This is a genomic window from Pseudomonas retamae (assembly GCF_043496865.1).
In the GTDB taxonomy this organism is placed as follows: Bacteria; Pseudomonadota; Gammaproteobacteria; order Pseudomonadales; family Pseudomonadaceae; genus Aquipseudomonas; species Aquipseudomonas retamae.
On record NZ_JBIEIL010000013.1, the window covers coordinates 43,485 to 65,694 of the forward strand.

21 protein-coding genes are annotated in these 22,210 nt (G+C 60.4%); 11 read left to right on the forward strand and 10 right to left on the reverse strand.

Features of this window, described 5'->3' with window-relative positions; translation table 11 throughout:
* Window positions 1-3: 3 nt before the first annotated feature.
* A complete protein-coding gene (locus ACGSLL_RS22830) occupies window positions 4-876 on the reverse strand; it encodes a LysR family transcriptional regulator (protein ID WP_394508022.1) in 873 nt (290 codons plus the stop codon).
* 160 nt (window positions 877-1,036) lie between these two features.
* Between ACGSLL_RS22830 and ampC the strand changes: the two genes are divergently transcribed.
* The gene (ampC, locus tag ACGSLL_RS22835; RefSeq protein WP_394508023.1) at window positions 1,037-2,203 is read left to right on the forward strand and encodes a class C beta-lactamase; all 1,167 of its coding nucleotides are present in this window, start codon (window positions 1,037-1,039) and stop codon (window positions 2,201-2,203) included.
* Window positions 2,204-2,268: 65 nt separating this feature from the next.
* On the opposite strand, the gene ACGSLL_RS22840 is transcribed toward ampC, so the two are convergent.
* Together ACGSLL_RS22840 and ACGSLL_RS22845 are read right to left on the reverse strand one after the other, a co-directional pair.
* Window positions 2,269-2,535, reverse strand: coding sequence for a hypothetical protein (locus tag ACGSLL_RS22840; RefSeq protein WP_394508024.1), 267 nt, complete (start codon window positions 2,533-2,535; stop codon window positions 2,269-2,271).
* A gap of 16 nt (window positions 2,536-2,551) precedes the next feature.
* A complete protein-coding gene (locus tag ACGSLL_RS22845; RefSeq protein WP_394508025.1) occupies window positions 2,552-2,878 on the reverse strand; it encodes a DUF6124 family protein in 327 nt (108 codons plus the stop codon).
* 485 nt (window positions 2,879-3,363) lie between these two features.
* Here ACGSLL_RS22845 and ACGSLL_RS22850 point away from each other — a divergent pair, with 485 nt between their 5' ends.
* Complete coding sequence (locus ACGSLL_RS22850; protein ID WP_394508026.1) at window positions 3,364-4,530, forward strand: AAA family ATPase; 1,167 nt, start codon at window positions 3,364-3,366, stop codon at window positions 4,528-4,530.
* A 137-nt stretch (window positions 4,531-4,667) separates the two neighbouring features.
* Here the strand turns inward: ACGSLL_RS22850 and ACGSLL_RS22855 are convergent, their stop codons facing one another.
* Entirely contained in the window at window positions 4,668-5,234 is a 567-nt protein-coding gene (locus tag ACGSLL_RS22855; protein WP_394508027.1) for a DUF4174 domain-containing protein, read from the reverse strand.
* 209 nt (window positions 5,235-5,443) lie between these two features.
* On the opposite strand from ACGSLL_RS22855, the gene ACGSLL_RS22860 reads away from it, so the two are divergent.
* On the forward strand, window positions 5,444-5,908 hold the full coding sequence (locus ACGSLL_RS22860; protein ID WP_394508028.1) for a GNAT family N-acetyltransferase: 465 nt from the start codon (window positions 5,444-5,446) through the stop codon (window positions 5,906-5,908).
* 21 nt (window positions 5,909-5,929) lie between these two features.
* Here ACGSLL_RS22860 and ACGSLL_RS22865 read toward each other — a convergent pair whose 3' ends face one another.
* The 4 genes from ACGSLL_RS22865 to ACGSLL_RS22880 form a co-directional block, all read right to left on the reverse strand.
* Window positions 5,930-6,244, reverse strand: a complete 315-nt coding sequence (locus tag ACGSLL_RS22865; protein WP_394508029.1) for a hypothetical protein — start codon at window positions 6,242-6,244, stop codon at window positions 5,930-5,932.
* Window positions 6,245-6,251: 7 nt separating this feature from the next.
* Window positions 6,252-7,037, reverse strand: a complete 786-nt coding sequence (locus tag ACGSLL_RS22870) for a sulfite exporter TauE/SafE family protein (RefSeq protein WP_208940545.1) — start codon at window positions 7,035-7,037, stop codon at window positions 6,252-6,254.
* Between the two features lie 232 nt (window positions 7,038-7,269).
* On the reverse strand, window positions 7,270-8,484 hold the full coding sequence (locus ACGSLL_RS22875; protein WP_394508030.1) for an MFS transporter: 1,215 nt from the start codon (window positions 8,482-8,484) through the stop codon (window positions 7,270-7,272).
* A 178-nt stretch (window positions 8,485-8,662) separates the two neighbouring features.
* A complete protein-coding gene (locus ACGSLL_RS22880) occupies window positions 8,663-9,412 on the reverse strand; it encodes a hypothetical protein (protein WP_394508031.1) in 750 nt (249 codons plus the stop codon).
* A 245-nt stretch (window positions 9,413-9,657) separates the two neighbouring features.
* Between ACGSLL_RS22880 and ACGSLL_RS22885 the strand changes: the two genes are divergently transcribed.
* From ACGSLL_RS22885 to ACGSLL_RS22895, 3 genes are all read left to right on the forward strand, one after another.
* A complete protein-coding gene (locus ACGSLL_RS22885) occupies window positions 9,658-10,806 on the forward strand; it encodes an aldose epimerase family protein (protein WP_394508032.1) in 1,149 nt (382 codons plus the stop codon).
* 289 nt (window positions 10,807-11,095) lie between these two features.
* Complete coding sequence (locus ACGSLL_RS22890; RefSeq protein ID WP_394508033.1) at window positions 11,096-11,917, forward strand: aldo/keto reductase; 822 nt, start codon at window positions 11,096-11,098, stop codon at window positions 11,915-11,917.
* A gap of 28 nt (window positions 11,918-11,945) precedes the next feature.
* Window positions 11,946-12,416, forward strand: a complete 471-nt coding sequence (locus ACGSLL_RS22895; RefSeq protein WP_394508034.1) for a DUF1810 domain-containing protein — start codon at window positions 11,946-11,948, stop codon at window positions 12,414-12,416.
* On the opposite strand, the gene ACGSLL_RS22900 is transcribed toward ACGSLL_RS22895, so the two are convergent.
* Window positions 12,381-14,741, reverse strand: coding sequence for a DNA polymerase II (locus ACGSLL_RS22900; RefSeq protein ID WP_394508128.1), 2,361 nt, complete (start codon window positions 14,739-14,741; stop codon window positions 12,381-12,383). The genes ACGSLL_RS22895 and ACGSLL_RS22900 overlap by 36 nt on opposite strands.
* Before the next feature lie 198 nt (window positions 14,742-14,939).
* Here ACGSLL_RS22900 and ACGSLL_RS22905 point away from each other — a divergent pair, with 198 nt between their 5' ends.
* Window positions 14,940-15,380, forward strand: coding sequence for a CBS domain-containing protein (locus ACGSLL_RS22905; RefSeq protein WP_090284551.1), 441 nt, complete (start codon window positions 14,940-14,942; stop codon window positions 15,378-15,380).
* Between the two features lie 132 nt (window positions 15,381-15,512).
* On the opposite strand, the gene ACGSLL_RS22910 is transcribed toward ACGSLL_RS22905, so the two are convergent.
* On the reverse strand, window positions 15,513-16,136 hold the full coding sequence (locus tag ACGSLL_RS22910) for a glutathione S-transferase N-terminal domain-containing protein (RefSeq protein WP_208940537.1): 624 nt from the start codon (window positions 16,134-16,136) through the stop codon (window positions 15,513-15,515).
* Window positions 16,137-17,226: 1,090 nt separating this feature from the next.
* On the opposite strand from ACGSLL_RS22910, the gene ACGSLL_RS22915 reads away from it, so the two are divergent.
* From ACGSLL_RS22915 to ACGSLL_RS22930, 4 genes are all read left to right on the forward strand, one after another.
* Window positions 17,227-18,042 carry an energy transducer TonB gene (locus tag ACGSLL_RS22915; protein ID WP_394508035.1) on the forward strand — a complete coding sequence of 272 codons (816 nt, stop codon included), beginning with the start codon at window positions 17,227-17,229 and terminating at the stop codon, window positions 18,040-18,042.
* 63 nt (window positions 18,043-18,105) lie between these two features.
* Complete coding sequence (locus ACGSLL_RS22920) at window positions 18,106-18,792, forward strand: MotA/TolQ/ExbB proton channel family protein (protein ID WP_394508129.1); 687 nt, start codon at window positions 18,106-18,108, stop codon at window positions 18,790-18,792.
* Entirely contained in the window at window positions 18,792-19,193 is a 402-nt protein-coding gene (locus ACGSLL_RS22925; RefSeq protein ID WP_394508036.1) for an ExbD/TolR family protein, read from the forward strand. The genes ACGSLL_RS22920 and ACGSLL_RS22925 overlap by 1 nt, the downstream gene beginning before the upstream one ends.
* Window positions 19,194-19,401: 208 nt before the next feature.
* Window positions 19,402-22,113 carry a TonB-dependent receptor gene (locus tag ACGSLL_RS22930; RefSeq protein ID WP_394508037.1) on the forward strand — a complete coding sequence of 904 codons (2,712 nt, stop codon included), beginning with the start codon at window positions 19,402-19,404 and terminating at the stop codon, window positions 22,111-22,113.
* Window positions 22,114-22,210 lie beyond the last annotated feature (97 nt).

Below are 22,210 nucleotides of genomic sequence, written 5' to 3' on the forward strand. Positions count from 1 at the left end.
GCATTATCCAGTCATTTGCAGCAGCCAGTGCCTAAACACACTCATCGCCGCCGACTCGGGGCGCGACTGCAACCGCGTAAGCCAGTAACTGCCGGTGGTGATCTCGATCGCAAACGGCTGACAAATCACCTCCGCCGCCAATTGCCGAGCGAACATCAGTGGCGGCGCCAACGCCACGCCACCTCCCTGAATGGCAGCCTCCATCATCGCCAACGACGAATCGAACATGATGCTTTGCGGCGGCGCGGCGTGAGTTGTCAAACCGGCAGCCTGAAACCATTGCGGCCACTCATCGGTACGATAGGAACGCAGCAAGGTCTGCTGCAACAGGTCCGCTGGTGCATGCAGTTGTCGAGCGATCTCCGGCACGCACAGTACCGACAGCGGCGCATCGAGCAAACGCGTCGCTTCGATGCCATGCCACGCCCCCGCTCCGAAGCGAATCGCGTAATCCAGCCCTTCCGCCGCGACATCCACGCGGTTGTTATTGGTCGACAGCCGTAAATCTATGAGCGGATGTTTCACCCGGAAGTCCGCCAGCCTCGGCAACAGCCAGCCCACCGCGAATGTCCCCACTGCGCCGACGGTCAATGTTTCGCGATACTGCCCGCCGGCGAGGCGTTCGAGGATCTGTGCGATGTGATCGAAGGACGTGTTCAGCACTGGCAACAGGGTTTCACCTTCGCTGGTCAGCATCAGCCCGCGGGGCAGGCGTTTGAACAGGCTGACGCCAAGCTGCGCCTCAAGGCTTTTGACCTGATGGCTGACCGCCGCTTGCGTCACGCACAATTCCACGGCGGCGCGAGTGAAGCTCAAATGACGCGCCGACGCTTCAAAGGCGCGCAGTGCGTTCAGCGGCAATTGCGGTCGAATCATGCCCTACCCCAAATTTTTCTAATGGCTCATGCGAGTTTTCATCGTTTGTCGTCGGCTGCCGAGCTGACTAGATTGGCGGCGCTGATCAGCGACCTCACGAGAAAATCGCCCGCAGTGTAGCGGGATAACAACATCAACACTCATGGAGAGTGGTTCATTCATGCCATCCATCCCTTCAAGCAAAGCCCTTTCCTGCGCAGCGTTCAGCCTGTTTTTCGGCTCCACGGCCTGCCTCGCCGCCGTACCTGACGATGCGCAGCTGCAAGCACTGGTCAGCGCAACGGTGACGCCGATCATGCAGCAGCAGAACATCGCCGGCCTGACCGTAGCGCTGACCGTCAATGGAAAGCCGCATTACTTTAACTACGGCGTCGCCGCCAAGGACACCGGGCAAAAAGTCAGCGAGAACACCCTGTTCGAAATCGGCTCGATCAGCAAAACCTTCACCGCCACCCTCGCAGGTTTCGCGCAAACCACCGGCAAACTGGACCTGTCGACCAAGGCCAGCACACTCTGGCCTGAACTGAACGGCAGCGCCTTCGACAACATCAGCGTGCTGCAACTGGGCACCTACAGCGCTGGCGGCTTGCCGCTGCAATTCCCCGCTGACGCGGATTCGCCTGAGACCATGCTCGGCTACTTCCAGCAGTGGAAACCCACTTGGCCGGCCGGCAGCCATCGCCAGTATTCCAATCCAAGCCTCGGCCTGTTCGGCTACCTGACGGCAAAAAGCCTCGGCCAGCCGTTCGACCAAGCGATGACGCAAACCTTGCTGCCGAAACTGGGTTTGCAACACACATACCTCAGCGTCCCCGCTGAACAGATGAGCCTGTACGCGCAAGGCTACGACAAGGACGACAAACCCGTGCGCGTCCGCCCCGGCGCCCTCGACCTGCAAGCCTACGCGGTGAAAACCAGTGCCGTGGACCTGCTGCGTTACGTGCAGGCCAATCTCAAACCTGAGACCCTGGCGTCCCCCCTGCCCCAAACCATCGCCAACACCCACACCGGTTACTACCGCGTCGGCGACATGACCCAGGGCCTGGGCTGGGAAATGTACCCCTACCCGATCAGCCTCGAACGCCTGCTCGCCGGCAACTCCACGGAAATGGCCATGCAGGCGCACAAGGTGCAATGGCTGAACCCACCGCAGCCACAACCCGAGAACGTACTGATCAACAAGACAGGTTCTACCGCAGGTTTTGGCGCGTATGTAGCGTTTGTACCGAGCGAAGACGTCGGCATTGCGATCATGGCGAACAAGAACTTTCCGATTGCGGAGCGGGTGAAGATTGCGCACAGGATTATCAGCGCTGTGACTGACTGATTGGTTGGTTGCGAGGCAATGAAAATGGGCGACCTGTTGAGAGTCGCCCATTTTTGATTCAGCTGTTAAAGCTGCGCCTGCAGTTTCCACCCGATGACATCCATCAGGTCGCAGCTGTCACGCAAGGGAATCGCCAGCACCCGTGCCAAGTCCTGCAACAGTAAAGCGTCGTGTCCTTTGTTATCGCCCAGCGCGACGGTCTCCAACAGTTGCGTCACACATCGCAACCGGTAGGCCGCCGTGCCATGCAGCACATCCACCGGCGCTTCGCTGTCGATCAGCAAACAGGGAATCTTGCAGTCGATCCCGGTAATCGGTACGTATCTCGCCATGCCTGAACCTCCATGTTCAATGTTGGATGACCGTGGGTGGATCGAGATTGTCCAGCGCGCGGTTGAGCAGCAACTCGCCAAGCAGGGCCAATTGCTGGATCGACAAGGCATGGCTGCGCGATGAGCCTTGCAGTTTCGCTGCCAGATCGGTGCTCAGGACATTAAGTGAAGCGAGGGTTTCGCAGGCGTGGCAGAGCAGCGTCGGGGTATCGATGTCGGGCCGGAGGGTGAAGAGATGGCTGATGGGATCGGGATGATGGGGCTGGCGTAATCGGGGGTTGTTGGCGTCGAAGGAACCCGAACATATGGGAGATTCGGTAAGGTTGGGTGTGATGTTGTCCATGGTTGCATTCCGTAGTGGATTGTTGAAAACGCTACCTTTCTCACTTCCACATGAGGGTGGCAGCTGCACGCAGGTGTGGAAGACCAGGCCAATCCACCAATACCCGGCGCACTCGAAAGTGCTCCTGCGCACAGCCGCCAAAACGCGGCGATGTTGACATAAATCATGTCGACATGCGCTTTTGAGACATTGATGGATGTAACCGAACAACCGGACTTCCACATCCGGCCACTGTGTTCTACAGCGGCCAAACAAGACTATCCCCACCCCGCCCAACCCACCAGTTCACCACCGCCGCCGCGACTTGCAGGAAAAATCCGCGGGGCTTGCAGGGCATTTGTGTCAGACGTTTCGGCTGGCACATGCTGCAATGACTTCTAATTAACGAATGGATTTGTTGTGCCTACACTTCGCTCGATTACGCGTTATGCAATCCGGAACTCATCCGGACACCTGCAATGCGATCATCTAACGAGGCGCAATCAATGGAAATCAAAAGCGTGAGGCTCTCGGATGTCGGGCGCTTTGAAGAACTGGATATTCAGTTTGCCCCGACCTCGACACACCGTTCGAAGATCACTGTGCTGATGGGGAGAAACGGCAGCGGGAAAACCACCGTTCTGAAATCGCTGAATATCTGCCTAAGCTGGCTGATCGCTAGAATCCGCTCCGGCACTGCCAGTGGTATGCAACTCCCGACTGAAGACATCCGCAACGATGCGCCCGGAGCCGTCGTTTCGATCGGCATCACAGACCTTTCGCACCCACGAGCATCTATCGGTGATGATCATCGCGAAAACGAGCTTTTCGTATGGGGTTGTGCTCGCAGTCGAGAAGGACGTGTAGCGACTGCCGGCGGAGCAATGAGCGAGATCAGACTGCTCGCAGATCATTACCGCACTCAACTCACCGCCGACGAAGGCGCATCGCTCCCACTGATCGCTTATTACCCATCTGAACGTCGCATACTCGATATTTCACTGAAAACTAGCGGTAAACAAGCCGTCGATCAATTTGACGGGTACGACAACCGCTTCAATGGCGGCGTTGATTTACATGATTTCTTCGGATGGTTCCGCGAACGTGAAGACAGCGAAAATGAGGACGGGATTCCAGATGCAATACTGGCGCAAATCGCCGAAAAATTCGGCAGCGCAAGCGAAGTATGGCAAACACTTTCCAATCTGGAAGGATGCTCCCGCGACCCTCAACTGACAGCCGTCCGTTCAGCTATCGCAGCGCTCATGCCAGGCTTCACCAACCTGCGCGTACACCGCAGCCCGCATCTGCACATGACTGTTGAAAAGCATGGCGCAACGCTCAACGTCACGCAGCTCTCTCAAGGCGAGAAGTCGCTTTTCGCTCTGGTCGGTGATATCGCCCGCCGTCTGACGATCACAAATCCTTCGATGGACAACCCGCTGCATGGTAACGGGATCATTCTGATAGACGAAGTCGATCTTCACTTGCACCCGCAATGGCATTTAAACCTGATAGCGCGATTGCGGGAAACCTTCCCTAATTGTCAGTTTGTATTGACCACCCATTCGCCTACGGTTATCGATCAGGGCACGGATGCGCTGGTTCACCTTCTTGATGACGGTGAGTTTTGCGAACCAAAAAAAGGTCTTGAAGCCATTGCCGCAAAATAAAGAAACATCAAGCACAGTGGGAGCGAGCCTGCTCGCGAATCCCGGTATGTCAGCCACCGATGGTGGTGACTGATATATAGAAATCGCGAGCAGGCTCGCTCCCACAGGGGTTAGCGTTTATTCAGTTAAGTGCGTAATTAGTCATCCGGCATTTCCGGCGGCTTGCTCGGTTTTGCAGGCTTGCTCGGCTTGGCGCCTTTCGCGCCTTTGGCTGGCTCCGGTTCGGCAGCGGCCGGGGCGGCCTGAGCGGCGGCGGCGGCTTCTTTTTCGGCCATGGGCATGGCGTCGATGGTTTCGAAGATTTTCGTCAGGCTCAAAGCTTTGGCTTCGTCACCGGAGGCGGAGAGTTTGGTCTCGCCATCCTTGCCCACCAGAAACACTTTCGGATACGCCCCGGCGCCCAGCTTGAGCGAGCGTAGCAGCGCCATGGTGTCCTGTTGGCCCATGTCCTTGCCGTCGAGTTGGCCAGACATGTTGAGAATGGTGTAGACCTTGATGTTGCGGTCGGTGACGCCCTTTTTGTTGGCCGGGTCCTCCAGCGACTTTTTCAGGCTGACCCACACCGGGTCGACGGTGCTTTGTGCGATGACGATCAGCGGTCGGGCTCGGCCGACATCGCCGGCCAGCGGCGAATCGCTGTCGGCGGCGAACAAGGGACCGGCCATCGCCAGCAAGAATGTCAGGGTCAGTGACCTGATGAGCATGCGCATCTCCTTTTGATATCCACGCTCTACTGATTGCGCATCGCGGCGATTGTTCCGGTGCAGTCGGGCAAATATGTTTCGCCTTTCCCGAAGCTTAGGACAGACACGACATTGCGCAACAAGAGCGGCATGATCACCGCACGGATTTGCGTACCTGCTGTGGGCGCATTAGGGTGGCTGTTTTCGCTGATGAAATGGAGTTCACACGCATGCACATCGATTACTTATGCGATCACCCCGAATTGATTGAAGAACTGGCGACACTCAACTTCAACGAATGGGGCGAGTTTCGTCCGGGGCAAACCGTCGAGGACCGCATCGAACACATGCGCGAGTCTTGCGGCAAGGGTGCCGTCCCCAGCGTTGTGGTGGCGCTTGAAGGCTCGCGACTGCTCGGCGGCGCACTGCTGATCGAAAGCGATCTGAAGCTACGCCCGGAACTGACGCCTTGGTTGGCAGGGGTTTACGTAAAGACTGAAGAGCGTGGACGCGGTATCGCCTCACAACTGGTCAACCGGGTGGTTGAAGAAGCGACCGCGCTAGGCGTGCCACAATTGTATCTGTACACCGATACGTCGCAGTCGCTGTACGCGCGACTGGGATGGGAGGTGGTCGAGGACCTGGTGTACGAAAACCTGCCGGTGACGGTGATGAAATTCGTCATACAGCACTGACTGTGCCGAGGCGATTGAGCCTCACTCCAGCGCTGAAAGCAACTGCGCAGGATCCACCGCCCGGCTGCCGAGCTTGAGTGCACCGCTGACCAGTTCAACACTCAGCGTCACGGAAGCCCGGTCGCCGGGGTACTTGCGCAACAGCAGATCGATGCCATTGGCCGTCTCGTTAGCGGTTCCGATCAAATCCCACAGGCTGCCCGTCAGATCCAGCAACACTTGCTCGCGCTGCCGATCGACCATGCGCGGCGCATACAACCAATGGCTCATGCGCATCTCGCGCGGCTCCAAGGTGATGACGAGGCGACCCTCGCAGTGGACGGTGGTTTCAGTCATACCGGGATCAAAACGCCAACTTGTACCCGATCAGCACCAGCATCGTCGCCAGGCATGGGCGCAGGACTTCGTCGGAGATGCGTCCGGTCAGGTGGCTGCCGAGCCAGATGCCGGGCAGCGAGCCGACCAGCAGAAAGCCGAGGACGCCCCAGTCCATGTTGCCCATGCTCGCGTGGCCGAGGCCGGCGACGAGGGTCAGGGGGACGGCGTGGGCGATTTCGGTGCCGACCAGGCGGCGGGTTGGCAGCAACGGGTAGAGGATGAACAAGGCGACCGTGCCGAGGGCGCCGGCGCCGATCGAGGTCAGGGCGACCATGGTGCCGAGGATCAGGCCGGTGATCACCGTCATCACGTTAAGGCGTGAACCGCTGGGGTTGTAGTTGCCGCCAGCGCGTTTGTGGGCAAATGCTAGCAGGCGCTTTTTGAAGAAGATCGCCAGCGCGGTGGCGAACAGCACGAAGCCCAGCGCCTGTTTGATGATCGCGTTCATCGCCTCGGGCGCGGTGTGCAGGGTGCTGAGAAACCACAGGGTCATGGCCACCGCTGGCACGCTGCCGAGGGTCAGCCAGCCGGTGATGGCCCAGTCGATGTTCTTGTTTTTCCTGTGGACGAGGACGCCGCTGGATTTGGTAATGGCGGCGTACAGCAGGTCGGTGCCCACTGCGGTTGCCGGGTTGATGCCGAACCACAGCAGGATCGGCGTCATCAACGAACCACCGCCGACACCGGTCATGCCGACGATAAAACCCACCACCAGCCCGGCAATCACCAGGCCGAAATTTGCCAATTCCATTAAACCGTCCAGAAAAACGACAGGAAAAATCTGGCCCGCAGCATAGCGATTTTTCTTATAACCACATATATCGATGCGGTCTATCGTTATGCCATATCGAATACACCGCCAATTTCCCTCTGTGGGAGCGAGCCTGCTCGCGAAGGCGTCGTATCAGCCGACAACTGAGTCGCCTGACCCACCGTTTTCGCGAGCAGGCTCGCTCCCACAGGTTTAGGGCTGCTCCAGAGATTCAGTGCAGCCGCCGCCCCGCTTTAAAGCTGTGGGTTCGGTTGCACCACACCGTGACCAACGCAATCAGCGAAAGGATCAGCAGCGCCCACGGAAACGACATCGCCCCGGCCCGGTCCAGCAACACACCGCCAAACAGACCACCGCCAGCAATCGCGACGTTCCATGAAGTGGTGAGCATCGCCTGCACCACGTCGACATGGTCGCCTGCCGAGTCCGCTGCCGAGGTCAACAACAATGTCGCCGAACCGCCGAACGACAGGCCCCACACCGCCATGCAGCCATAAACAACCAGCGGTGATGGAGCGGCCAGCGCCAGCACCAGCGCCGTCACAGCGAACAGCGCGAGACTGATCAGGGTCAGCTTGCGCAACCAGCGATCGACCAGCAGGCCGATAATCCAGATGCCCACCAGCGAGCACAGGCCAAACACCAGCAGCACCAGATCGACCCGATCGGCCAGACCGGCCCGGGTCAGAAACGGCGCGATGTAGGTGTAAAGAATGTTGTGCCCGAGCATCCACGTCAGCACTACGAACAGCACCGGCCGCACACCCGGCAAGCGCAGCGATTCAAGCAAGGGCAGGCGTTCATCGCTGGCCTGGCCCGGACGATCCGGCACGGCGATGACGATCCACGCGGCCAACACCAGCGCCAGCGCCGACATGATCCCGAACGAGGCGCGCCAGCCGATCAGATTGCCCAGCCAGGTCCCGGCCGGCGTACCCAGCGACAGCGCCACCGGGGTGCCGAGCATGGCAATCGCCAGCGCCCGCCCCTGCTGATGCACCGGCACGATGCCACGCGCATAACCGGCCATGATTCCCCACGACAGCCCCGCCGCCATCCCGGCGAGGAACCGTGACGCCAGGGTCAGGCCGTAATGACTGGAAAACGTGGTCACCGTGTTGAACAGCAGAAAGCCGCCGACCGTCATCAACAACACCCGCCGCCGTGGCCAGCCGCGCGTGGCCACGGTAAGCGGAATCGCCGCAACGATCGAACCCAGCGCGTACAGCGTGACCAGTTGCCCGGCGAGCACTTCGCTGACGTTGAGGCCCGCGCCGATCTGCGGCAGCAACCCCGCCGGCAGAGTTTCGGTGAGGATGGCGATGAAACCGGTCATGGCGAACGCCAGTAACGCGGCGATGGGCAGTTTGTCGGTGCGAACGCTGGGGTCGACGCGGCTGAAATCGGCGCTGGCGGGGTCGGTCATGACGGGTGCAGCTCCATTTGGATCAATCGAGGCGAACGATTGTATACAAAATCCGTGTGGGAGCGAGCCTGCTCGCGAAAGCGGTGGGTCAGTCAATATCTCTCTATCTGAAAGACCGCCTTCGCGAGCAGGCTCGCTCCCACAGAGGGTTTCCGACCGATCAGAAAACCGTGGATGCTCACTGCACCGGCAAAAAATTCAAGAACAGCAAACTCTGCGCGTAATTCAAACCGATCCTGCGATAGCGCTCGTCGAGCATCTGCGTCAGCAGATCCAGACGCGCCACAATCTTGCTGAATTCGGTGGCGAAACTCAGGTTCGTGCCCTCCTCCGAGATCTCATTGGAAAACAGCAGCGGCTGACCTTCCTTGTTCTGGCGCTGGGACAAAATCCACGTGGCTTTTTCGATATTGCGTGCAGCGTTGTGAACGAAGGTCGGGTTGATCGCGTCAGTCATGTAGAACTCGGTGCGATTGCCGTGCGCGGTGACGAGCATGCTGCCGATCGCATAGATGAACGCGCCGACGCGGTCGCCGAGAAATTCCGGGCTCATCGCGTAGCTCAACGCCGCGAGGTCCTTGCGCCCGCCGAGCACCGGCAGCGGCTGTTGCTGCTCGACGGCCAGGCGCACCTGTTTAACCGCGGTGTTGATGTTGAGGAAACCCGATTTGCGCAGCTCTTCCGGGTTGCGCAAGTACAGCTTGCCCATCAGGCGATAGAGGCTGTTGAGGTTGTCGCGCATCGCTAACGTGGCCATGCGGTCGACGCTGGTTTGCAGGAACTCCTGCGGTTGGCCCTCACGCATCTGGTTAATGAAGCCGTTGCCGTTCTGGTGGCTGCAACCGCTGAACAGCAGCGACGACAGGCAAGCCAACAGCAGGCTCGGGCGACGAAACAGAGAGACGATCAGGTTAAAAGCGCTCGGCATGAATTCTCGAACTGGCACATTCCGGTGCGACGGGAGTCACCGCATCCTGGCCATGGATAGAGCCGCCGATTGCGAAAAAGTGCAGTGCCCGCCGCGTGAACCGACCTTCGGCCAATCACATACACTCAATTAGTCGGACTTTATATTTGCATTTGCGTTTATGTCGGCTATAAATCCTCTGTTAATTTTCCAATAGCATGACTAATTGCAGATTTCAAAAACAACAACAAAAAGGAAGGTCAACCATGCTTCAATCCCGTCACCTGCTTTCCGGCCTCGGACTGTCCCTGATGATCACTACCCTCTCTGCGAACGCGGCGGGCCTGACCGCCGAACACAAAGGCTTCGGCAAGACCAATGACGGCACGCCCGTCGAGCAATATATCCTGCGCAACAGCCACGGCATGCAGGCCACCGTCATCACGTACGGCGCGACCCTGCAATCGCTGAAAGTCGCCGACAAGCACGGCAAATTCGACGACGTGGTGCTCGGTTTTGACGATGTGCAGGGCTACCAGAAAGGCACCGCGTATTTCGGCGCGACCATCGGCCGCTTCGGCAATCGCCTGGCCGACGGCGCCTTCGAACTGGACGGCAAGCGCTATCAAGTGCCGCAGAACGACAAGACCAACGCGCTGCATGGCGGCACCCAGGGTTTCGACAAGAGAGTCTGGAAAGCCGAGGAAACCAAGGACAAGGATTCGGTCGGCGTGACCCTCACCTATCTGTCGGCGGATGGTGAAATGGGTTTCCCCGGCAACCTCACCACCGAAGTGACCTACCGTCTGACCGATGCCAACGAGCTGCGCATCGATTACAAGGCGACCACCGATAAACCGACGGTGCTGAACCTGACCAACCACAGTTACTTCAACCTCGCCGGCGCCGGCAATGGCGACATTCTCAAACAGGTCGCAACCCTGCACGCCAGCCATTACACCCCGGTCACCGCCAAGCTGATTCCGACCGGTGAACTGGCGCCCGTTGCGGGCACGCCGATGGACTTCACCCAGCCGACGCCCATCGGCACGCATATCAAGGCTGACCATCCGCAACTGAAATTCGCCGAGCCGAAACAGGGTGGCTTCGACTTCAACTGGGCGCTGGACACCAAGGGCGACATCAGCAAAGTCGCCACCGAAGTGAGCGACCCACAATCGGGCCGCACCTTGCAGCTGTTTACCAGCGAGCCGGGTGTGCAGTTCTACACCAGCAACTTCCTCGACGGCACGGTCAAGGGCAAGGGCGGCAAGGTGTATCCGCACTGGGGCGCGTTCACCCTCGAGACCCAGCACTACCCCGATTCGCCGAATCAACCGAACTTCCCGAGCACCCGTCTCGACCCGGGGCAGACTTATACCCAGAGCGTCGTGCTGAAGTTCTCCGCAAAATAACCCCACCCCAGATCGTTCCCGTGCTCCAGCGTGGGAATGCAACCCGGGACGCTCTGCGTCCCCTCACGAGCTGGAACGCGGAGCGTCCCTTGAGGCATTCCCACGCGGAGCGTGGGAACGATCAAACGATCAGAGCCCCCCCTCACCGATCGTTCCCACGCTCCCGCGTGGGAATGCAGCCCGGGACGCTCTGCGTCCCTTCTCGAGCCGGAACGCAGAGCGTGGGAACGATCTGGACTATCCTGCTGCCCCATTAGAGGAATCGACACACTCACATAAGGAGGTTTGCATGCGTACCCTCGAGTTGGCCGGCGTGCAGGTGCCGGTAATTGGCCAGGGCACCTGGCGCATGGGCGAGGACCGCTCGGCGCACAAGCGTGAAGTGACGGCGTTGCGCAGCGGCATCGAGCTGGGCATGACGCTGATCGACACCGCCGAAATGTACGCCGAGGGCGGTGCGGAAACGGTGGTTGGCGAGGCCATTACCGGCCTTCGCGACCAGGTATTTCTGGTCAGCAAGGTCTATCCGCACAACGCCAGCCGCAAAGGCATTCCACAAGCCTGCGAGCGCAGCCTGCGCCGGCTCGACACCGATTACATCGACCTCTATCTGCTGCATTGGCGCGGCCAGTATCCGCTGGAAGAAACCGTCGAAGCGTTCGAACGCCTGCGCGAGGACGGCAAGATCGGCCGCTGGGGCGTGTCGAATTTCGACGTCGACGACCTCGAAGAACTCTCCAGTTCGCAATGCGCGACCAATCAGGTGCTCTACAACCTCGAAGAGCGCGGTATCGAATTCGATCTGTTGCCGTGGTGCCAGCACCAGCGCATGCCGCTGATGGCCTACTGTCCGATCGGCCAGGGCGGCGCCATGCTGGCCGAGCCGGTGCTCAAGGACATTGCCGCTCGTCACGGCGTGACCCCGGCCCAGGTTTCGCTGGCGTGGATTCTGCGTCAGGATGGGTTGATTGCGATTCCCAAGGCTGTGCGCCCGGAGCATGTGCAACTCAATGCCCAAGCCGCGCAGCTGCAACTGGAGGCCGGGGATCTGGCGGCGCTGGACCAGGTATTTCAAGCGCCACAACGCAAGCAGCGGCTGGCCATGGTCTGAGCCGCTGCCGACTGGCGAGGGCTTCGCGATGAGAAGCACGGATCAGCACGACCCGTTCAACCTGCAACGTTTCGTCCAGGCGCAAGACCCGGTGTTCGAGCGCGTCCAGCGTGAGCTTGGCGAGGGCCGCAAGCGCAGCCACTGGATGTGGTTCGTCTTTCCGCAGTTCGCCGGGCTGGGCGGCAGCGAGATGGCGCGACGCTTTGCCATCGGCTCGGCCGAAGAAGCGCAGGCTTATCTGATGCACGACTTGCTCGGCGCACGCCTGCGCACCTGCACGCAATGGGTGCTGGCCGTGCCGCAGCGCTCGGTCAACGAGATTTTCGGCCACCCCGACGATCTGAAATTCCATTCATCAATGACCCTGTTCGCCCAGTTCGCTGGCGCGGACAGCGTGTTCGATCAGGCGCTGGAGCGGTATTTCCACGGCATTCTCGATGAATGGACGCTGCAGCTGCTCGACTCAAAACAGGCCCAGTTGCCCGCCGATCAGGGTTGAGAAATCGTCATCGACGAACGGCAGAATCGCATCCGCCACCGGTTGCAGCTGCCGGGTGATGTAGTGGTCGTAATCGATGGCGGCGCGACGCACTTCCAGCGGCTCGGGGCCGGCCAGGGTGATCACGTAACTGATCCAACCGCCGTTCTGGTATTGCCGCGGGCGCCCGTGCTCGGCGTTGTAGTCATCGGCAAGGCGCGCCGCGCGCACGTGGGGCGGCACGTTGCGTTCGTAGTCGTCGAGGGTGCGGCGCAGGCGTTTGCGATAGATCAGGCGATCATCGAACTCACCGGCCAGCGTCTTGCGCACATAGTCGCGCACGTAATCCTGATACGGCTTGCGCTGGAAAATCCGCTCATACAGTTCCTGCTGAAATTGCCGGGCCAGCAGCGACCAGTCGGTGCGTACGGTTTCCAGGCCCTTGTAGACCATTTCTTCGCTGCCATCGGTGCGGACGACGAGGCCGGCATAGCGTTTCTTGCTGCCCTCCTCCGCGCCGCGAATGGTCGGCATCAGAAAGCGTTTGTAGTGAATCTCGAACTGCAATTCCAGCGCGCTTTCCAGCCCGTATTCTTCGCGCACATGCTCACGCCACCAGTCGTTGACATGCCGGACCAGCGCATGGCCGATCTGCGCTGCCTCCTCCTGGCCATGCGGGCGCCGCAGCCAGACGAAGGTCGAATCGGTGTCGCCATAGATCACCGCGTGGCCCTGCGCTTCGATCAACTGGCGCGTGCGCAGCATGATCTCGTGACCGCGCAAGGTGATCGATGACGCCAGTCGCGTATCGAAAAAACGGCAACCGCTGGAGCCGAGCACGCCATAGAACGCGTTCATGATGATCTTCAGCGCTTGCGACAGTGGCGCGTTGTGCTCGCGCTTGGCGGTCTCGCGGCCCTCGGCCACCCGCGAGACAATCGACGGCAGGCAGTGCCGCGTGCGAGAGAAGCGTGCGCCGCGAAAGCCCGGCACCGAATCGGCGTCGTCCGGGTGCTGCAAGCCTTCGATCAGCCCGACCGGGTCGATCAGAAAGGTGCGAATGATCGACGGATACAGGCTCTTGTAATCGAGCACCAGCACCGACTCATAGAGCCCCGGCTGCGAGTCCATGACAAAGCCGCCGGGGCTGGCTTGCGGCGGATTGGTGCCCAGATTCGGCGCAACGAAGCCCTGGCGGTGCATCAGCGGCATATACAGATGAGTGAAGGCCGCCACCGAACCACCGCTGCGATCCGCCGGCAGCCCGGTGACGCTGGCGCGTTCGAGCAAAAAGGTCAGCAGTTGGGTCTTGGCGAAGATCCGCGTGACCAGTTCGCAGTCCTTGAGGTTGTACTTGGCCAGCGCCGGTTTGTCCTCGGCGAACATGCGGTTGATTTCGTCCATGCGCTGGTACGGATTGTCGATGGCCTTGCCTTCGCCGAGCAGGGTCTGCGCGACGTTTTCCAGACTGAACGACGGAAAGCTCCAGGTCGCCGACCGCAGTGCTTCGATGCCATCGATGATCAGCCGCCCGGCGGCCGAGGCGAAATAGTGATTGCGGCTGCCGTGCTCGCGCCATTGCATTTCTTCGCCGCCACGGCCAATTTTCAACGGCACACCGAGGCGTCGCGCATGTTGATGAAGGATACGCAAATCGAATTGCACGACGTTCCAGCCGATGATCGCGTCGGGGTCATGCTGCGCGAACCACTCGTTGAGCTTTTTCAGCAGCAGCGTGCGCGAATCGCAATATTCGAGATCGAAGTCGACGATGCTGGCATCACCGTTCGGCGCGCCGAGCATGTACACCTGGCGCTGACCGCAGCCTTCCAGCGCGATCGAGTACAGCTCGCCGGTTTCTGTGGTTTCGATGTCCAGCGACACTAGGCGCAGCGTCGGCCGGTAAGCCGGATCGGCTTTGAGCTGGGCATTGAGCAACACGCCGTCGGCATCGGCTGTACCGCTGAACACGACCGGCGCGGTGATGAAGCGCTCCATCAGATAGCGTTCCGGCGGGCGCACATCGGCTTCGAACACATCGATGCCGGCGCGGCTCAGGGCGGTTTCCAAGCGCATCAACTGGCCGTGTTGCTGGCAATACAGACCCAGCACCGGACGATGCTCGAAATCCTGCAGGGCCAGCGGGCGCAGTTCGACGTTCTTTTCGTCGTGCAACAAGCGTTCGGCCGCTTCGCGCTGCTCGGCAGGAATGAACGCCACCGACGGCTGATGCGGCAAGCGCACACGGCGCGGCCCGGCGTCGGTCGCCAGCCAGAACTCGACTTCGGTGCCGGCCGGCGTATCGCGCCAGTGCCGGGTCAGGACGAAGCCCTGCGGTAAATCCACCACTGCAACCTCGGAATCTGGATAGACCGGCATTCTACCCGGCATTGCCGGAAATGACCTTGGCGATAAATCAGCGCTTGAACCGCAGAAAATCCGGCAAATGGCGTTTTTTGCACGCTATCTGCCGCTTTGCCACCTTGCCCTGCGCGGCTGCGTCTACGATGCTTGGTGAACAACGACAACACCTGAGTAACCGCCATGAAGACCGTCGCCCAACTGCTCAAGCTCAAAGATCAGAAAAATCAGGAAGTGCACCAGATCAAACCCGATCACATGGTGCTTGAAGCACTGATGAAGATGGCCGAGAAAAACGTCGGCGCCCTGCTGGTGGTGGAAGACGACAAGGTGGTCGGCATCATCAGCGAGCGCGATTACGCGCGCAAACTGGTGCTGCACGGGCGCTCGTCGGTGGGCACACCGGTCAGCGCCATCATGGTCAAGGACGTGATCACCGTAGACACCAAACAGACCGTCGACACCTGCCTGGGCATCATGTCCGACAAACGCCTGCGTCACTTGCCGGTGGTCGAGGACGGCCAGTTGATCGGCCTGCTGTCCATCGGCGACCTGGTCAAGGAAGCAATTGCCGAACAGGCCGAATTGATCAAACAGCTGGAGCAATACATCCGCGGGGAATGATCCCCTCAACATTCACCCCAATCCCCTGTGGGAGCGAGCCGGCTCGCGAAAGCGGTCTGCCAGCCGACTTATTCGGCGCTGACCGGACGCTTTCGCGAGCAGGCTCGCGCCCACATGGGTTACCGATTGCGCTCAGGTCGGCCAGTGCCGCGCAAACACCGGCGCCAGCACCGGGTGGCGGTCGATGCGTTGCAGCCAGGCGTAGAACCCCGGTCGCGTCTGCCGCAAATGCTCGCGGCTACCCTCCCAGCGTGTCACCACCGCCGCCAGCACATCCAGCGCCCCCGGCGTCTCGTCGTCCAGGTACAGCTCGCCGGAGAACTGGTCGGCAAACAGCTCCCAACTGAAGTGCAAACGCCGGCGCGCGCCGTCGATCAGGTTCTGCCGTGCGCCTTCGTCGGGCGTGATCAACCAGCGCTCGGGGTAATCGATGATGCCGATGGCCGCGTAGCAATTGCTGACGATGTAGGCCAGGCCGCGAATCGCCTGATCACGATCCGCCGCCTCGGCGGGCAGCAGACCGGATTGGGGAAACGTCAGCCCCAGGTGAATCAGAATCGCCGCGCTCTCGGTCATCGCACTGCCGTCGGGCAGTTGCAAGGTCGGAATCTGTTTCAGCGGATTGAGTTTGGCCAACGCCTCGGCGGCCTCCGCACTGGCTTCGTTATCAATGAAGCGATAAGCAATCTGGCATAACTCCAGTGCCGCCTCGATCGCCGCGGCGCCAGAATTCTTGTGCCCATAGAGCTGATACATAGCCAATCCCCCGAAAAAACCTTTGCCACAGCGTAGATGCCTGTGGCCCGGGTGTAGAAATAATCTGCCGGCGTAACGTTTCTGGCACGCTTTTCCCATGCACTGCCGACTTGCGAATTCATACCTCGCACAACAGCGCTGGCGGTGCCCATCCCGCACCAAGAGCAATCATCGAACGCTATCCGCGTTCTTGTAAGGTGCGATACCGAACCAAAAGTTCGCGTATCCGGGCTGGCAACAAGGAGTTCACCGCGTGAATCTTCAAACGTTCTGCCGTATCACTCGCCACTCTTATCTATGCGCTCAAGGCCCGGTTCATCCGAACAGCCGCCCCGCTTACTTTATTACCTGATTTCAGCAGCACCTCACTATCGGCCATCCATTGTTCGCCGAGAGCGAGGTGCTATTTACTTTTTAAATATGACTGGGATTGTTCGCGGCGCTAATCGGCGCAACTACAGAATTGTCGGACAACAACTTCCAGATAATCAACATTGCACCAAAAGCGTTCCAGCCGAATAACCAGACCAGCACTAGTTCATCGGTTTCCGATAAACAAAAACAAGGAAAACAGCCTGTGACCCGTTAGAACATTGACCCGCACCAAATCAGTCCGCCGCGCACCAGCACGTGCACCGGCCGGCAGCCACGCAACCGCTCTGTTCCGCTATTTCGCGGGATAAAGCGTCAAGCCCGGCTCGCCTCTGAAAAAGCCCCGCCCGACGGGGTAACGGTTCACTGCGCGTCATAACAAACGCTTGACCGTGATAAAACTTATATAAATGCGACATGCGTAACAGCAGTGAAATAAGCGCGCTACGTTGCAGCAACATCTGGCACAACGGTTGCAATATGTAACAGGCATGAGACACCCAGCTGTGTTTTGAGCAAAAGAACAACAACCATGGAATGGCGAATGAACAATCGAAGTCGATGGCACTGAGCCAGTAAGTTTGCACAAGCCTTGTTAATTAGATAGTTCCACTATCGGCTTCTGCACACCTTGAAGAAAGTTGCATTCACCCACTCGAACATTCACCCAATGTTCGGACGGCGGCTTATTGCCCTTCATCTACCCGAGGGAGCTTTAATGAACGATGCGGTAAAGCATAAAACCCTGCCGGGGCCGTTGCGGGAAGCGCCGGTCCCGCCGCCAACGGGCAGGCCGGCCTTCACAGCCAACACTTCACAACCCGGCGGTCTGAATAAACAGCAGATGGTCTTGCTGGTGGCCGTGTCGGCGCTGATACACGGGGCTGCCTGGTGGTTTCTCCAGCAGTCCAGAACCGAGCCATTGCCAACGCCGCCGCAGATTCCGGAAATGACCGTCGAGCTCACCAGCCCGACGCCACCGGCACCGCCGACTCCGGAACCGCCACCCCCGCCGCCTCCGCCGGAGCCTGAACAACCGGTGGAAGACGAGGACGCGGTCAAGCCACCGCCCAAACCGGTGGAAAAGCCCAAGCCGATCGAAAAACCGAAACCGCTCGAGAAGCCCAAACCGGTGAAAAAAGTCGAGCCTGCAAAAGCGCCACCAGCCCCGCCACAACCGGCTGCTCCCACTGCCCCGGCGGCACCGAGCGCGCCGCCGGCACCCGCCGCTGCGCCCGCGCCAGTGAAAGAGTCGGCAGCGATTTCCGGCCTCGCCAGCCTGGGCAATCCACCACCGGAATACCCGTCGCTGGCATTGCGGCGCAACTGGGAAGGCAGCGTGGTGTTGCGCATTCAGGTGCTGGCCAACGGTCGCGCGGGTTCGGTGACGGTGACCAAATCCAGCGGCAAGCCGCAACTCGATGACGCCGCTGTCGCTGCGGTGAAGAACTGGAAGTTCATTCCGGCCAAGCGCGGTGACACGCCGATCGACGGCTTCGCCACCCAGACCATCGATTTCAAATTGCCGCAGTGACGGCACAACCGACTCATAACTGATTAACGCAAGCGAGGTGTAACCATGAACGATTTGTCTTCGATGATTGTCCCCGGTGTCCTCTGGGGCCTGGTGCTGTTTTCCGTGGTCAGTTGGGCGATCCTGCTGGTCAAGTCGGCGCAGTACCTGCGCCAGAAAGCGCAGAACAAACAGTTCACCAAAGCCTTCTGGAGCGCGCCGGACCTGCTCACCGCCGCCGAGCACGCCAGCCAGTACCCGGGTTCGCTGGCGCGCATCGCCAGCAGCGGTTTCGAGGCATTGCTGGTGGAAGATTCGCCGCGTACCACGCAACAGCTAGCGCACACCATCAACCGCTCGGATCGTCTGGAACGCAACCTGCGCCAACAGATTCAAAAGGAACGCCGCTCGCTGGAAAACGGTCAGGCGATTCTCGCCAGTATCGGCAGCACCGCGCCGTTCATCGGCCTGTTCGGTACGGTGTGGGGCATCATGGAAGCGCTGAAAAGCATCGGCGAAACCGGTTCGGCCAGCCTTGAAGCGGTCGCCGGGCCCATCGGCCATGCGCTGATCGCCACCGGTGTGGGTATCGCCGTCGCGGTCCCGGCGGTGCTGATCTACAACTTCTTTCTGCGGCGCCTGAAGCTCGCCTCGGCGGACATGGATGACTTCGCCCACGACTTCGACGCCCTCGCCTCGCGCAGCGCGTTTTCCATCAGCCGTCAGGCGATTGCCAGCAAAACCACCAGCGCCGTGCGGGAGGCCAGCTGATGTCTTTCTCGACTCAAGACAGCGACGAAGTGCTCAGCGAAATGAACGTCACGCCGCTGGTCGACGTGATGCTCGTGCTGCTGGTGGTGTTCATCGTTACCGCGCCGCTGATGACCAACGCGATCAAGGTCAACCTCCCGAAGACCGACGCCGTTGCCCCCGCCGAAAAGAAAGACCCGGTGGTGGTCAGCGTCGATCAGGACGGCAGGTTTTACCTGGCCAAGACTGAGTTGGCCCCCGAGTCGCTGGAGGCCAGCCTCAAGGAGGTCAAGGCCAAGGATGCCGATGTCCGCGTGCAGTTGCAGGCCGACGCCGCCGTCAATTACGGCCAGGTGGCGAAAGCCATGGCCTCCATCGAACGCTCGGGCATCAGCAAGATATCGGTGATGACCACCCACTGAGTGCGGTGCCGCGCGCGGCTTGAAGGCGCGCGCGGCACCGCTCAACGAATCCCGTCGTAATCAGCCGACCGAAAAAACGCCACGCGTGTTCGGAGGGGATCGGCTTGCTTGAAGAAAGTGGTTTTCCGCACGCGGTATCACCGGTAGCGGAGCAATGAGCGGCTCACAAGGCCATTTCGATAACGTCTGATAAAAGTCGGAAACAACCATGCTGATGAACACTCCACGCTTCACGCTCAAACCCTTGGTGGCCACGATCTCTCGCCATCGTTTCGTTCCGCTGTACCTGGTGGCCATGGGGGTGGGCGCCGGCACCGTGCAAGCGGCCGAGGACGACAACGCCAGCGCTCCAGCGGCAGCCGCGGTCGTCGCGCCCACCACGCAGCTGCAACGGGTGGAAGTGACCGGTTCGGCGATTCGCCGGGTCGATGCGGAAACCGCGGTGCCGATCACCATTCTCAAGGCCGATGAACTGCGCAAACAGGGCGTGACCACCACCGCCGAACTGGTCCAGCGCATCACCGGCAGCCAGTCGATCAACAACAGTGCAGGCTCAGTGGGCTCGGCGACTGGCGGCGCCTCGTTCGCCGACATGCGCGGCATCGGCGCGAACAAGACGCTGGTGCTGCTCAACGGCCGACGCCTGGCCAACAACGCGTTGTCGGGCACCAACTCGGCGGGCGGCGCGGTGGATCTGAACATGATCCCGTTTGCCGCCATCGAGCGTGTGGAAGTACTGCGCGACGGCGCCTCGGCGCTCTACGGCACCGATGCGATCGGCGGCGTGATCAACTTCATCACTAAGAAATCCCTCACCGACGGCGCGTTGACCCTCGGCGGCGAAACCCCGACCCACAGCGGTGGTGGCGCGACCAAAGACATGAGCGCCAGTTGGGGTTACGGCGATCTGGAAGAAGACCGCTTCAACGTCCTCGGTGTGTTCAACTACAACAAGCAGCAGAACCTCGACGCCAACGACCGCTCCTTCGCCACCGACTATGCCCCCGGCCGCGGCCTCGATCAGACCTCCGGCACCGCGTTCCCCGGCAACTACAGCCAGAACGGCAACGCCACCAACCCGTTGGCCGCCAGCAATTGCAACGGGCCCAACCTGATCGCCCGCGACGGTTTGTGCCGCTTCAGCACTCGTGAATTCATCGACCTGGTGCCGCAGACCGAGAAGACTTCGTTCTTCGGCAAGACCACCGGCAAGCTCGGCGACGATCACAACGTCAACCTCGAGTATTTCTGGTCGCGCAACAACAATGCCGTCGCCGTCGGCCCGGCGCCGTTGACCGGTCTGAGCCTCGACGGCTCGTCGCCCTACTACCCGGGCAACGGCATCACCCCGGCGCCGACCGAGTTCGCCCTCGATCCGACACAACCGGTCGACGTCAACTGGCGTGAAACCGCCGCCGGCCCGCGGGAATCGAAGGACCAGAACACCAGCCAGCGCTTTCTGCTGAGCTTCGATGGCCTGGTCGCCGGCTGGGATTACAACGTCGGCGCCTCGTACAACCAGAACAAAATCGTCTCCAGCGTCACCAGTGGTTATGTCAGTGATCAGGCGATGATCGACGGTCTGGCCAGCGGTTTGCTCAACCCGTTCGGCCCGCAATCGGCCGCTGGTCAGCAGTACATCGATAACGCGGCGTACCACGGCGCCTATTCCACGGCTGTGGGCCGCGTGGCCGGGTTCGACGGGCGCATCAGCCGCGAGATCGGCGACTGGTTCGGCGCCGGCCCGTCCGGTCTGGCCTTGGGTGGCGAGTACCGCAAAGAGAAATTCCATCAGGACTTCGAACAGTTTGCCGGCGACATCCAGAGCCTCGGCATCGACCCCAACGGCAGTGTCGAGGGCGACCGCAGCGTCAAAGCCGCTTACGCCGAAATCAACGTACCGGTGCTCGACAGTCTCGAACTGTCCGCCGCCGTGCGCCACGACAAATACAGCGACTTCGGCAGCACCACCAACCCGAAATACTCGTTCCGTTATCAGCCCTTGAAAGAGCTGGTGGTACGTGGCGCCTACAGTGAAGGCTTCCGTGCGCCGTCGCTGTACGAGCTGTATTCGCCGCGCAGCATCACCTTCACCCAGGGCTACTACAACGACCCGGTGCTGTGTACCGGCGGCGTGGTGCAACCGGGCGGCAACGGTGGCCGCGATTGCGGTCAGCAGTTCCTCAACCAGATCGGCGGCAACGAAGACCTGGCCCCGGAAAAGGCGCGCAACGTGACGCTGGGCTTCGTCTATCAGCCGATCAGCAACCTCTCGGTAGGTCTGGACTTCTGGTGGATTCACATTTCCAACCAGATCCAGCCGTTCCCGGAATCCACCGTGTTCGATCAGGCCGGTTCCTATCAGGATCGCTTCGTGCGTAACGCCGACGGCACGCTCAATTACATCGTCACCGGCAACGCCAACCTCGGCATCGTCGAAACCAACGGCGTCGATGTGTCGCTCGACTATCGCTTCCCCAATACGCCGTACGGTCAGTTTGGCCTGGGCCTGCAAGGCACTTATGTCGACGAGTACGACTTCCAGAGCACCATCAAAGGCCCGTTCACCGACAAGGTCGGCGACTTTCAGGGTGACGGCGTGATCGCGCGCTGGAAGCACAACCTCACCGGCAGCTGGAGCCTGGGCGCGGCGCGGGCAGCGCTGACCAACCGCTTCACCACCGGTTACAACGACTACGACCGCGACACCCATTCGCGCGTGGCCTCGTATTCGGTGTGGGACCTGTCGGCCGGCTACACCTTCAACAAGGTGCTCGACGTTGATGCCGGGATGAAGAACGTCTTCGACCGCAACCCGCCGTTTTCCAACCAGGCCTACAACTTCCAGAGCGGCTATGACCCGCGCTACACCGACCCGCTGGGGCGCACCTTGTTTGCGCGCATGACTTACCACTTCTAACTGAAAACAGAACACATCCCCCATGTGGGAGCGAGCCTGCTCGCGAAGGCGTCGTGTCAGTCAACACACCTTTCGCTGACACACCGCATTCGCGAGC